Origin of the sequence: Trinickia sp. (assembly GCF_051954495.1) — a bacterium.
Classification (GTDB): Bacteria; Pseudomonadota; Gammaproteobacteria; order Burkholderiales; family Burkholderiaceae; genus Trinickia.
This window is the reverse complement of sequence record NZ_JBQCHR010000052.1, coordinates 55,468-68,328: the sequence shown is the minus strand read 5'-3', so window position 1 is coordinate 68,328 and position 12,861 is coordinate 55,468. Positions and strand designations below refer to the sequence as shown.

Here is a 12,861-nt window from a genome sequence, read left to right as displayed (position 1 = left end):
CGCTTACGGACCCGCGCGTCGGCAGGATGCGCACGATCACCTGAGACGCAGGCCATCATTCGATGGCGATGCCTTCTCGCTCGAACACGCGTTGCACGGCCGGGCGCTCCAGGATGCGCTGCGTCAGCAGCGTCCACGCCGCATAGTCCTCGCGCATCGGCAGGCCGATCCGGTTGCCCCATCGATAGAGCACGAGAAGGAATGGGTCGACGATCGAATAGCCGGTGGGCATGGCGTACGCGCATCCATCCGCGAGCGTTTGCTCGATCTTCGCGTAGGCCTGCCGCACGACCCGACGGCCATTGGCCCGAATCGTCTCGTGCGCCGAACTGTCGTCGGCGGCAAACCGCTCGGGCCGCCAGACGCCGCCGTAGCCGACGCCGTGAACCCAGCCCGCCAGCCAGGCGAGCCATTCGAGCACACGTGCTTCATCGATGGCGCCGGTAGTCGGCAGCAAGCCTGCACGCGGATGCTGGTTCGCTAGGTAGACGAGGATTGCCGGAAGTTCGGTGAGGATCTTGGCTTGCCCATCGATCGCCAGCGCGGGGACATAGCCCTTCGGGTTGACCGACAGGTATTCGGGCCGGCGGTTTTCACCGCGCGCGACCGACACTTCCTCCAGGGCGAAAGGCGCGCCGATCTCTTCGAGTACGACGTGAACGGCCATCGAGCAAGCGCCGGGCGAGTAATAGAGGCGATAGGTCATGGGTGGGCGGAGACAAGCGGGTGTGTGACGATTGCGATGCGGTGAAACGCATTCGCGCTGCGATCGACCGGCGGATATGGCCCGTCGATACCGTCGAAGTTTATCGATGGCGATCATGCCCGCACAAACGATGATTGGTGATGGCCAGACATTAGTGGTACTAATGAGCAATGCGCAAACATCCCACCCTTCCACCACTGCAGACGTTGCGAGCGTTCGAGGCCGCGGTGCGCTTGGCAAGCTTCACGCGCGCCGCCGACGAACTCGCCTTGACGCAGGGCGCGGTCAGTCAACACGTGCGTGCGTTGGAGGATCGCCTTGGCACGACGTTATTCGTTCGCGAGCGCAGCGGCGCTTGGCCGACGCCTGATGCGCACGCGCTCGCATTGCAGATCAGGCAAGGTTTGGGCGTGCTCGAGCGCGCATTCGACGTGCCGACGCCCGCCAAGGCGGCACGTCGAGGGCGAGCCCGTGAACCGGTCCATTTGACGGTTAGCGTGCTGCCGCCATTTGCGGAGCGATGGCTTGCCCCGCGGCTCGAACGCTTCGAGCGGGAGCATCCGCACATCGTCCTAAACTTGCGTAAGGAAGTGACGCTTGCGCGCTTGAATGGGCGTGACGGCGTCGATGCCGCGCTGCGCTATGGTCCTGGCGGCTGGCCCGGCGTGCAGGCCGAGCGCTTCATGGGCGAGGTGGTGTTTCCGGTGATGAGCCCGAAGTATCGCGGCGGAGCGCGCCCGCGCCGGTTTGCCGATCTAGCCGGCTGCACGCTGCTCACGCATCGGTCGCAGCCGTGGGAACCGTGGTTTCAGGCGGTCGGTGTCGACCTGGTCTTGCCGCGCGGCGGCCCCGCATTCGACGATGCAAGCCGGCTGCTGGAGGCTGCGGCGAACGGGCAGGGCATCGCGCTCGCACGCGCGTCGCTCGTGGAGCAGGACTTGGCGCAGGGGCGCCTGGTGCGTCTTTGGAAGCGCAGCATCACCGACATCTACGCGCATTTCGTCGTATGGCGAGCCGAAAGCCCGAAACGCGAAGCCATCGACGCGCTGCGCCGATGGCTGCATGAGGAAGCGGCCGGTGCGCTCGGGTGAGTGCGACCTAGTCCGTTACACGACGTTGCGTTCGACCACGGGTCGATTTTCGAGCACGCGCGAGAAGCCGAGCGGCGAGAGGTCGAGCGAAACGAAACGACCCTGCAAGATCAGTTCGGCCACGCCGCGCCCGGTGGCGGGCCCTTGTTGCAGGCCGTGTCCGCTGAAGCCGTTCGCGAACACGCAGTTCTCGATATCGGGGTGATAGCCGATGATCGCGTTGTGATCGAATACGTTGTACTCGTAGTAGCCCGACCATGCATGCTGTACGCGCAGGGCTTCGAATTGCGGCACGCGATGCGCGAGCGTCGGCCAGATGACATCGTCGAACAACGTGTGATCGACTTCGTCCAGCGGCAGATCGTTGGGGTCGCGATCCGGGCTCGGCGACGTTCCGCAGATGTAGGTGTTGCCTTCGGGCCGGAAGTACACGCCCGTGGGATCGATCAACAGCGGGCAGCGCTCGAGCTTGGCCGGCGAGCTCACGTTGAAGATGCTGCGCCTGCGGGCATAGACGGGCAACTCGATTTCCAGCATCTGCGCGATGCGCCGCGCCCACGGGCCCGCGGCGTTGACCATGACGTCGCAATCGAGCGTGTCGCCGGCGGCGGTCAATACTTGACGCACGCGACGGCCTTCTCGACGTAGCCCCGTCGCTTCCGTGGCGAGGTAGCGTGCGCCGAGCGACTGCGCCTTCTTGCGCAACGCCTGCACGAGCCCATAGCCGTCGAACCAGCCTTCGCCGGATACGCCGTAGGCGCCGGCGACGAGATCCTCGGTGTTCAGCCAGGGGAACGTGGCTTGCAGTTCATCGCGAGGCAAATAGCGAATGTCCGCGCCGAGCGACGTTTGCAGCGCGTGATTCTCGCGCAGGATCGTCTCGCCGGCGGGCGTCGCAAGAAAAAGGTAGCCGCCTTCGTGCAGGTCGATCGAGGGGGTGTCGTCGCCCACGGCCAGGCGCTCGCCGATCGAGCGCAGAAACTCGATGCCGTAGAGCGACATCTGCACGGAAAGAGGCGTCGAGAATTGCTGCCGAATCGAGGCCGCCGACAACGCCGACGAGGCCCGCGCATAGCTCGGGTCGCGTTCGAGCACCGTTACGTCGACGCTCGGATCCGCGCTGCGCAGAAAATACGCCACGGCGCTGCCGATGACACCGCCGCCCACGACTACGATCTTCGAAACCATTAGGACTCCAAAACAATATCACGCAAAGCAAAATGACGAAAAGGCGCGGCGCCCGAGCGGCGCCGCGCCGACGGCCCGCGCCTTGCGCGGGCCAGCCTACCTGATCAAAGGCCGCTTACGGTCTTGACCGTCACCCACTGGCCGTTCTTCACTTGATAGACGGTCGACGAGCCGTGCTTCAGCGAGCCGTTCGCGTTGAACTCGATATGACCCGTGATGCCATCGAAGCTGAGGCTTTGCAGCTTCGCACGATAGTCGTCGGGCTTGGTCGAATTGGCCGCTTGCATCGCCTTGATCGCGGCCCATGCTGCGTCATAGCCGAACGGCGCGTACGAGAGCACGTCCACGCCGAACTTCTGTTTGAACTTGTCGGCGAACCCCTTGCCGACAGGTGTGCTGTCGAGCGGACGGCCGTATTCCCATGCCATCGCGCCTTCGGACACATCCCCAGCCAGCTTGATGAAGTCGATGTCCTTCACGCCGCCGCCGCCGACGTACTGCGCCTTGATTCCGAGCTGCGTCATCTGTTTCATGATGCCTGCCGCCTGCGGATTCAGTGCGCCGACGAAAATGAGATCCGGGTTCTTGGACTTGATGTTCGTCAGTTGCGTCTTGAAGTCCGTCGCCTGGTTCGTCGTGTATTCACGATCGACGATATCGCCGCCCTTCGCCTTGACCGCCTTCACGAATTCATCGGCTTCCCCCTGCCCGAATGCCGTGCGGTCGTCGATAACGGCGATGCGCTTGGCCTTGGTCGTGGTCACCGCATAAGCGCCCGCGGTCCCCGCATTTTGCGCGTCGCTCGAGATCACCATGAAGATGTTCTTGTAGCCGCGGCCGCTGATGATCGGGTTGGTCGCGGCCGGGTCGATGTCGGGAATGCCCGCTTTTTCATAAAGCTCGGAGGCAGGGATCGTCGTGCCGGAATTGAAATGACCGACGACGACCGATACGCCTTCATCCACCAGCTTTTGCGCGACCTGCACGCCGACGCGCGGGTCGGCCTGATCGTCTTCTGAAACGAGTTGGAACGTGACCGGTTGACCGTTGATTTTCACGCCCTGCGCCTTGGCGTCGTCGAGCGCCATTTTGACGCCGTTCTCCAAATCCTTGCCGTAGCTGGCGTTAGGCCCCGTGAGCGGCGCGGCAAAGCCGATTTTGACGACCATATCCGCGTGCGAGGCGAGCGGGGCGAACCCAAGAAGTGTTCCAACTGCAACTGCGATCGGGGTGAAAGTCTTCGCAAAACGCATGTTGTTTCCTTTGTCGGCAAGCATGATTTCATTGCTGCGGCGTGCATGCCGGCTGGCGCGCGCTCCTTATTGCGCTTTGCGCTATCGAGGCGGCGGCCGGTGCACGGCTCTTGTTCGTATGGACAGCGTGTGGGGTGGACCTCCTGCAAGGGCGTGTGTTGATCGGACCGCTCGGGCTTGAAACGGCACAGGGGAGGCGCCGTGCGATCGTTCGAAGCACTATAGGAAGCCAATATGGCCCCGTCTTGACCTTTCGCGACGCTTCCTATGCGCATTTCGGCATAGCGAGCTAAAGCCGGGCAATCCGGATAAATCCGCCCAGCGCTAATGCGGATTCCATCCTATTAGTCGCATTATTGCGATGCAGCGCGTAATTCGTCGAAAATGACACTCCGCACAATCCCTGAGGGCCCGAGCGTCAAGTTTGCAACGCGGCAAGCCGTTTACGGATGTGAGGATCACGAGTCCTCGTAGCCAATCGTATGAAGGAACGGTCTCAATGTTTGCGTCAATCCGCGGCCGCGTGCTCGCCGCTTGTCTTGCCATCGTCTTCGGTTCACTGCTCGTGAACGCGCTCTCGAACTTCGTTGTAGTCAATTCCCACGAAAACGACACGATAAATAACAACCTCGCCGCACTTGTCCAAGGACACGACGTCGGCATTGCCGAATGGGTTTCTTCGAAAACGGCCGCCATCAGCGCATTGCAGGACATCACACTCGGCGCGGCCGATCCATCCCCAGAGTTCAAACAGGCCATGGCCGCCGGCGGTTTCACGAACGTTTATGCGGGCTATGCCGATAAAAGCGCGAAGTTCGGCGATGCGACGGGCATCCCGCCAACCTACGATCCGACGAGCCGTCCTTGGTACAAGCAGGCAGCCGCGGCCGGCAAACCCGTCGTCACGCCGCCGTACGTCGATGCGGGTTCAGGCAAGCTCGTAGTCGCCTTCGCGGTGCCGATCGTGCGCGACGGCGCGCTCAAGGCCGTCGTGTCGGGAGACGTGGCGATGGACAGTGTGATCGCCAACGTCAAGGCGATCCACCCCACCCCGTCGAGCTTCGGCATGCTGATCGACGGCGCGGGCGAGATCGTCGCGCACCCCGACGCCAAGCTCACGCTCAAGAACGTCTCGACGCTGGCGCCTAGCATGACGGCGGCCGGCATCGCCTCGCTCTCGAGCGCGGATCAACCGCTCGAAACGATAGCTGACGGCCATCCCGTCTTGCTGCGCGGCGCGAACGTGCCGGGCACCGATTGGACCGTGGTCGTCGCGCTCGACGAAGGCGAAGCGAAGGCGGGCATCCGTTCGTTCCTGACGACCTCGGCGATCGTGCTCGTGATCATCGTGGTGCTCGCCGCCGCGATCGTATCGGCCGTCACGTCGAAGGCGTTCCGCCGCTTGTCGCTCGTGCGCGACGCCATGGAGGCGATCGGCTCGGGCACGGGCGATCTGACCCGCCGCCTGCCGGCCGAGGGCCGCGACGAAGTCGCGCAAATCGCGCGCGCATTCAACGCGTTCGTCGATAAGCTGCGCGACGTCATGCGGCAGATTCGCGACACGAGCGGGTCGGTACGCACGGCGGCAGACGAAATCGCAGCGGGGAACCTCGACCTTTCCGGCCGCACGGAATCGGCGGCCGCGAGCCTGCAGGAAACGGCCGCATCGATGGAGGAGATCACCTCGACCGTCACGCAATCGGCGAGTTCGGCGCGCCAGGCCAACGATATGGCAGCGTCGGCCTCGCGCGTCGCCTCGCGCGGCGGGCAGGTCGTATCGGAAGTCGTGACGACCATGGGGACGATCGAGTCGGCGTCCGGTAAGGTCGGCGACATCATCGGCGTCATCGACGGCATTGCGTTCCAGACCAACATTCTCGCGCTCAACGCGGCGGTCGAAGCCGCGCGAGCCGGCGAGCAGGGCCGCGGCTTCGCGGTCGTGGCCGGCGAGGTGCGCAGCCTCGCGCAGCGCAGCGCGCAGGCGGCCAAGGAAATCAAAGCGCTGATCGAATCGACGATCGACAGCGTGGCCTCGGGCTCGAGCCAGGTGCGCCGCGCCGGGGACACGATGACGGAGATCGTGTCGAACGTGTCGAGCGTCACGACGATCATGTCGGAGATCACGCATGCGGCCGACGAACAAACGCGCGGGATTCAGGAAGTGAACCGGGCCGTGTCGCAATTGGACGAGATGGTCCAGCAGAACGCCGCGCTCGTCGAGCAGTCGGCGGCCGCGGCCGCGGCGCTGCAGACGCAAGCGGTCAATCTCGCTACCGCCGTCGGGCAGTTCAAACTGGATTGATCGGGCGGGGCGCGCGGGAACCGGCCTACAGCCGGTTGTCGATCGACCAGGCGCCGAGCCACTCGCGCGGCTTGGCGATGTCGTCTTGCGCGGCGATGAGTTCCAGTTCGTAGCGGCCTGCGCCGTAGGTGGCCTTCAGCACCGCATGCACGGCCGAGACGGCGTGTTCGAGCGCGGTGCGCAGCGAGTCCCCGCTCAAGCGGCGCGCCGCGAACGTTGCGCTCGTCAGCTCGCCCACCCCGACGGGCTGCCGTGCGAACGGATAGCGCGGGTGCTGCGTCATCCACGCTTCGCGCTCGGTCACCATGAGCAGATTGACGCGGTCGGCCGGGCTGTTGCGGTCGATCAACTGCTTGACGAGCACGACCTGAGGACCGCGACGAATGATTTCGCGGCATGCCGAGACGGCGTCCTCGACGTTTTCGATCGTTCGGCCGGCGAGCTTTTGCAGCGCGTCGTGCGTCGGAAACAGCGCGTCGGCGGTCGATGGCATCGTTTCCAGCAGATATTCGTCCACGCTTGCCCCGGCGCCCGCCCCGATGACCGGGGTGCAAAAATGCCACGCTTCGGGGTTCGTGGCTTTGACGGTGCGCACGATGTCGATGACCGCTTGCGCATGCGCCTTCGAGCCCAGATAGCCCGACATGACGGCGTCGCAGCGCCGGAGCATGCCGATCGCGCCGATCCCCTCGACGAGTTCCGTCATCTGTGGGGCGTCGATCGCGCTGCCGGCCCAATGGCCGTATTGCATGTGATTGGAGAACTGCATCGTGTCGAGCGGCCAGACGTTGATGCCCAGCCGCTGCATCGGAAAGACGGCGGCACTGTTGCCCGCATGACCGAACACGACGTGCGGTTGAATGCTCAGGACGTTTTTCATGATGAGTTCGCTCGCGTGAAGCGCGCGCCTTTCTCGAGGCGGCAGGGGGACGGCACTGCCGCGCGCCGTCGATTTCGGCGGCCCGATGCCTGCAAGATACATGACTTGTTGCGTCGCGTCATCGGCGGCATGCGCCTGCGGCGTGCGTTCTCGGCGCAAGCCGCGTCGGTTGCGCTGTCCGAGCGGTCCGTGCGGCGTGTCCGCCAACAGCCGCGGGCCCGGCGGACCGTTGCTTGCGGCCGACGAATCGGGGGCGTCGATGGCCCGGCTTTCGGCGTTTTCCCGCATGGACTGCTACAATTGCCTGTTTCCAGAGTGAAATCCAAGCGAGCCGACGGCATCGATCCGTGCCGGCGCGGCCTCGCCCCGGGGGGCGCCGTTATCGCGCGCCGAAAGACAAACGAAGGAGTAGCCGAACGTGCGAACAAGCGTTTCACCTTGCGGGTTGCCCGCGCGCCGTCGGCGCGCCGCAGCGGCGCGGGCGGCCTCCAAGGGCGGCGTCCGATGACTTTTTCGCCCGCCGAACTCTGGGATGGGCTGCTCGTCGCGCTGTGCTGCGCGGCCACGGCTTACGTCATCGTCGCGGCGCTCAAGCTGCCTTCGGCCCGTACGCTCATGAAGCGCCCCATCGGCGCCCGCGAGGCCGGAACGATCGAGCCTGTCAGCGTGCTCAAGCCGCTGTGCGGCGACGAGCCGAGGCTCTACGAAAACCTCGCGACTTTCTGCAAGCAAACGCATCCGTGCTATCAGTTGCTGTTCGGCGTATCGTCCTCGGCCGATCCGGCGATCGCCGTGGTGCGGCGGCTGCAAGCCGCGTTCCCGGAACGCGACATTGCGCTCGTGGTCGATTCGCGCGTGCACGGGCACAACCTGAAGGTCAGCAATCTCATCAATCTGGCGGCGCGCGCGAAGCACCCGCTCGTCGTGCTGGCCGACAGCGATATCGCCGTCGCTCCCGATTACCTGGAAGCCGTCACGGCGCCGCTCGCCGACCGGCGGGTGGGCATCGTCACGTGCCTTTATCACGCGAAAAGCGTCGGCGGCTTCTGGACGCGCGTGGGGGCCCAGTTCATCAACGAATGGTTCGCGCCTTCGGTGCGCATCGCGCACGCGGGCGGCTCGCGCAGCTTCGGGTTCGGCGCGACGCTGGCGTTGCGTGCGTCGGTGCTGGCCGATATCGGCGGGTTCGACGCACTCAAGGATTGCTTGGCCGACGACTACTGGCTTGCCGAGCATACGCGCCAGCGCGGCATGACGACGGTGCTCTCCGAACTCGTCGTCGATACCGACGTCATCGAGCCGACGTTCGGCGCGCTCTGGCTGCGCGAGACGCGTTGGCTGCGCACGATTCGCTCGATCAACCCGCTCGGCTTCGCGTTCCTGTTCATCACGTTCACGTCGCCCTGGCTCCTCGCCGGCTTGCTGCTGGCGACCCACGGCGGCGCGGCGACGGTGCGCGAAACGGTGCTCGTCGCGTCGACTGCGCTCGGGATCGTCGCGCGCGTCGGCCTGCATGCCCGCGCTTCGCGCGAGCCGGGGGAGTTTTGGCGCGATTTGCCCCTGGTGCCATTGCGCGACGCGCTGCTGGCCGCGCAATGGCTTGCCGCGGCATTCGGTTCGCACGTCGTCTGGCGCGGCGCGCGCATGCCCGTGGTCGCGCAGATCGCCGAAGGATCGGACGGATCTTGAGCGAGCGGAATTCGTCTTTCGTCGGCGGCCGCCGGTTCGGCCGTCGTCTCAACAACAATTGCATGACCCAATAGGTTGCTGGAGCATCATCCATGAAAACGCTGTTCTTGCAGGCCCCGTCGTATGACGGTTTCGATGGCGGAGCCGGTTCGCGCTACCAGGCCAAGCGCGAAATCCGCTCGTTCTGGTATCCGACGTGGCTCGCGCAGCCCGCGGCGCTCGTGCCCGGCAGCCGCGTGCTCGACGCGCCGGCCGACGGCCTGTCGGTGGAAGACACGCTCAAGATCTGCGAAGGCTACGATCTCATCATCATCCACACGAGCACGCCGTCGTTCCCCACCGATGCGCTTTTCGCGCAGGACGTCAAGAAACGCAAGCCTTCGGTCCTCGTCGGCATGGTGGGCGCCAAGGTGATGGTCGATCCGCACAACTCCCTCACGGCCACCGAGGCGATCGATTTCGTCTGCCGCGAGGAATTCGACTTCACCTGCAAGGAACTGGCCGAAGGCAAGCCGTTCGCGCAGATCAAGGGCCTGTCCTGGCGCGCCAAGGACGGTTCGATCGAGCATAACGAAGCGCGTCCGATCCTCGAGAACATGGACGAGCTGCCGTTCGTCGCGCCGATCTACAAGCGCGATCTGAAGATCGACAATTACTTCATCGGCTATCTGAATTACCCGTACGTGTCGATTTACACGGGCCGGGGCTGCAAGTCGCGCTGCACGTTCTGCCTGTGGCCGCAGACGGTCAGCGGCCACCGCTACCGCACGCGTTCGGTCGAGAACGTGCTCGAGGAAGCGAAGTGGATCCGCGACAACATGCCGGAAGTCAAGGAACTCATGTTCGACGACGACACGTTCACCGACGACTTGCCGCGCGCCGAAGCCATTGCGATCGGCCTGGGCAAGCTCGGTATGACGTGGTCGTGCAACGCGAAGGCGAACGTGCCGTACAAGACGCTCAAGGTCATGAAGGAAAACGGCCTGCGTTTGCTGCTCGTGGGTTTCGAATCGGGCGACGACCAGATCCTCGTGAACATCAAGAAGGGCGTGCGCACGGACTTCGCGCGCCGCTTCAGCGCCGATTGCAAGAAGCTCGGCATCAAGATTCACGGCACGTTCATCCTTGGCCTGCCGGGCGAGACGCAAGAGACCATCAAGAAGACGATCGAGTACGCGAAGGAAATCAATCCGCACACGATCCAGGTTTCGCTCGCCGCGCCCTATCCGGGCACGACGCTCTACAAACAGGCCGTCGATAACGGCTGGATGGAAGAGAACAAGACCATCAACCTCGTGAGCAAGGAAGGCGTGCAGCTGGCGGCGATCGGCTATCCGCATCTGTCGCGCGACGAGATCTACCACCACCTCGAACAGTTCTACAAGGCGTTCTACTTCCGGCCCTCGAAGATCTGGGAGATCGTGCGCGAAATGTTGACGAGCTGGGACATGATGAAGCGCCGTCTGCGTGAAGGCGTCGAGTTCTTCCGCTTCCTGCGCGCGCACGAGGCCTAAGCACGTGTTGGGCTCGGGCCGTCGCGCCCTGATCGTCACCGCGGACGATTTCGGCTTGCATCCGCGTGTGAATGCGGCGGTCGAGCGTGCGCACCAGGACGGTGTGCTCAAGGCGGCGAGCCTGATGGTGGGCGCACCGGCGGTGCAAGATGCAGTGGAACGCGCCCGGCGTCTGCCGAGCTTGCGCGTGGGCCTGCATCTCGTCCTCGCGGACGGGCCCGCCACGCTGCCGGCCGCGCGCATTCGCGCATTGGTCGGGCCGGACGGTCGGTTCGGCGATGCCATGGTTCGCGACGGTTTCCGCTTCTTCTTCCTTCCGGCTGTGCGCGAGGCGCTCGCGCGCGAGATCCGCGCCCAATTCGAGGCGTTCGCGGCGACGGGCTTGCCGCTCGATCACGTCAACGCGCACAAGCACTTTCATGTGCATCCGACGGTTTTGTCGCTCGTGCTGTCGATCGGGCGCGAATTCGGTCTGCGCGCCGTTCGGTTGCCGTTCGAGGCCAACGCGCCATGGTGGTTGCGGCCCTGGATCGCACTGATGCGCGGCCGCCTCGCGCGCGCCGGCGTGGCCTACAACGACTACGTGGTCGGCATCGAGCGCACGGGCGGCATGGACGAAGCGGTGCTGCTCGACGCGCTCGCGCGCATGCCGGCCGATGGCGTCGGGGAAATCTATTGCCACCCGGCCGAAGCCGGGGAAGCGCCGATTACGGCGTCGATGCGCGCATACCGCCACGGCGACGAACTCGACGCGCTGCTTTCACCGCGCGTGGCCGCGGCCATTGCGGCGGCCGGACTGAACTGCGGCGGCTTTGCCGACGTGTTCGGCGGCGACGAGGGCGGTTCGCGCGGCACGCGCGATGCGAAGGGTCGGGGTGACGCCGCGCACGGAGGCGCACCGCTATGACGAAGTGGCTCAAGTGGGCCGGCTGGCCGGTCGGTATCGGTATTTTCATCGCACTCGTGGTGCGCGAAGGCGCGGCCGATGTGGCGCACGTCATCGAGCAAGCCGGGCTCGCGCTGCTCTGGCTCGTGCCGTTCCATGCGGTGCCCCTGCTGCTCGACGCGTATGGTTGGCGTGTGCTGCTGCGCGGCCGCGCGCCGCTCGCGTTCCTGTGGTGGGTGGCGACCGTGCGCGAGGCGGTCAGCCGGTTGCTGCCCGTATTCGCGGTGGGCGGGGAGATCGTCGGCATTCGCCTCGCACGCTGGCGCGTACCCGATGCGAGCCGCGTCAGCGCCTCGGTGATCGTCGAGGTGCTCGTTACCATCGCTGTGCAGTACGCATTCTCGGCGCTCGGCGTCGTGCTGATCCTCGCCGCGACGGGCGGCGGCCATGCCAAAACCATTGCGCTGGCTCTCGTCCTGTCGTTGCCGTTGCCCGTGGTCACGGCGTTGCTGCTGCGCCGCGGCGGCGTTTTCCATGCCATCGAGCGATTCGCCGCTCGCGCGCTCGGCAGCGAACACCGGTTCTTGCAGGGCATCGACGGCGCGAAGCTCGATGCCGAAATCGATGCGTTGATGACGCGCACGGGCGTGCTTGTGCGCGCATTCGTTTGGCAGTTCGCCGGTTACCTCATCGGCGCATTCGAGACCTACTGGGCGCTGGCGCTGTTGGGGCATCCGGTTTCGGCCGGCGGGGCGATCGCCATCGAAGCGCTGACCCAAGCCGTGCGGCACGCGGCGTTCATGGTGCCGGCCGGACTAGGCGTCCAAGAAGCCGCGGTCGTCTTGCTCGCGCAGATGTTCGGTGTCGACCGTGAGGTGGCGTTTTCGCTCGCGCTCGTCAAACGTATGCGGGAAGTGATCTTCGGATGCATCGCGCTCGGCTCCTGGCAACTCGCCGAGATCGTTCGCGCGCGCGGCTACGCGCCCACACGGGCGATGCAAGTTGCGACCGCCGAGCAGGCGGCTCCCCGGCACGACAAGGCGCGCGGCTCGCATCGGGCCCATTGAAGCGTGGAAGCCGCCGTCCGTGCGACGGCGCACGCTCTCCGCGCGGATTATCCTCAGACGTTCCCTATGAGCGTAAACACGTTTTGCTTTCGGTCCATGTCTCGTCCTACATTAGAGCTACCGGACACGTCATATCGAATTAGATAGAAACGGATCGAAGGCCAGACGACGCAGCGCCGCGCCGGCTACGGGGGGCGGTCGAACGCTAGGTGCGATGCACCGGCGGGCGGCCGCAAGCCAATGACGCAGCGCAAGGGACGACGTCGCTCGGCCAGTGCCCGGCTA

The 12,861-nt window shown here is 65.1% G+C and carries 10 protein-coding genes; 6 read left to right on the top strand and 4 right to left on the bottom strand.

Going from position 1 to position 12,861, the window contains the following annotated elements; all coding sequences use genetic code 11:
• Positions 1 to 55: 55 nt before the first annotated feature.
• Positions 56 to 706 (bottom strand): glutathione S-transferase family protein, encoded by a 651-nt coding sequence (locus ACTHNR_RS08435; protein ID WP_440547120.1) that lies wholly within the window; start codon positions 704 to 706, stop codon positions 56 to 58.
• Positions 707 to 876: 170 nt separating this feature from the next.
• Between ACTHNR_RS08435 and ACTHNR_RS08430 the strand changes: the two genes are divergently transcribed.
• Positions 877 to 1,797 carry a LysR substrate-binding domain-containing protein gene (locus ACTHNR_RS08430; protein WP_440547119.1) on the top strand — a complete coding sequence of 307 codons (921 nt, stop codon included), beginning with the start codon at positions 877 to 879 and terminating at the stop codon, positions 1,795 to 1,797.
• 15 nt (positions 1,798 to 1,812) lie between these two features.
• On the opposite strand, the gene ACTHNR_RS08425 is transcribed toward ACTHNR_RS08430, so the two are convergent.
• Together ACTHNR_RS08425 and ACTHNR_RS08420 are read right to left on the bottom strand one after the other, a co-directional pair.
• A complete protein-coding gene (locus ACTHNR_RS08425) occupies positions 1,813 to 2,985 on the bottom strand; it encodes an NAD(P)/FAD-dependent oxidoreductase (protein ID WP_440547118.1) in 1,173 nt (390 codons plus the stop codon).
• Positions 2,986 to 3,089: 104 nt separating this feature from the next.
• Positions 3,090 to 4,238, bottom strand: coding sequence for a branched-chain amino acid ABC transporter substrate-binding protein (locus tag ACTHNR_RS08420; protein ID WP_440547117.1), 1,149 nt, complete (start codon positions 4,236 to 4,238; stop codon positions 3,090 to 3,092).
• A gap of 499 nt (positions 4,239 to 4,737) precedes the next feature.
• Between ACTHNR_RS08420 and ACTHNR_RS08415 the strand changes: the two genes are divergently transcribed.
• Positions 4,738 to 6,540, top strand: a complete 1,803-nt coding sequence (locus ACTHNR_RS08415) for a methyl-accepting chemotaxis protein (protein ID WP_440547116.1) — start codon at positions 4,738 to 4,740, stop codon at positions 6,538 to 6,540.
• A 25-nt stretch (positions 6,541 to 6,565) separates the two neighbouring features.
• Here ACTHNR_RS08415 and pdxY read toward each other — a convergent pair whose 3' ends face one another.
• Entirely contained in the window at positions 6,566 to 7,420 is an 855-nt protein-coding gene (gene pdxY / locus ACTHNR_RS08410; protein ID WP_440547115.1) for a pyridoxal kinase PdxY, read from the bottom strand.
• Positions 7,421 to 7,924: 504 nt separating this feature from the next.
• Here pdxY and hpnI point away from each other — a divergent pair.
• From hpnI to ACTHNR_RS08390, 4 genes are all read left to right on the top strand, one after another.
• The gene (gene hpnI, locus ACTHNR_RS08405; RefSeq protein WP_440547114.1) at positions 7,925 to 9,109 is read left to right on the top strand and encodes a bacteriohopanetetrol glucosamine biosynthesis glycosyltransferase HpnI; all 1,185 of its coding nucleotides are present in this window, start codon (positions 7,925 to 7,927) and stop codon (positions 9,107 to 9,109) included.
• Between the two features lie 92 nt (positions 9,110 to 9,201).
• Complete coding sequence (gene hpnJ / locus ACTHNR_RS08400; protein ID WP_440547113.1) at positions 9,202 to 10,623, top strand: hopanoid biosynthesis associated radical SAM protein HpnJ; 1,422 nt, start codon at positions 9,202 to 9,204, stop codon at positions 10,621 to 10,623.
• 4 nt (positions 10,624 to 10,627) lie between these two features.
• Positions 10,628 to 11,530, top strand: coding sequence for a hopanoid biosynthesis-associated protein HpnK (gene hpnK / locus ACTHNR_RS08395; RefSeq protein ID WP_440547112.1), 903 nt, complete (start codon positions 10,628 to 10,630; stop codon positions 11,528 to 11,530).
• Complete coding sequence (locus ACTHNR_RS08390) at positions 11,527 to 12,576, top strand: lysylphosphatidylglycerol synthase domain-containing protein (RefSeq protein ID WP_440547111.1); 1,050 nt, start codon at positions 11,527 to 11,529, stop codon at positions 12,574 to 12,576. Before hpnK ends, ACTHNR_RS08390 begins: the two co-directional genes overlap by 4 nt.
• The last annotated feature ends 285 nt before the right edge of the window (positions 12,577 to 12,861 follow it).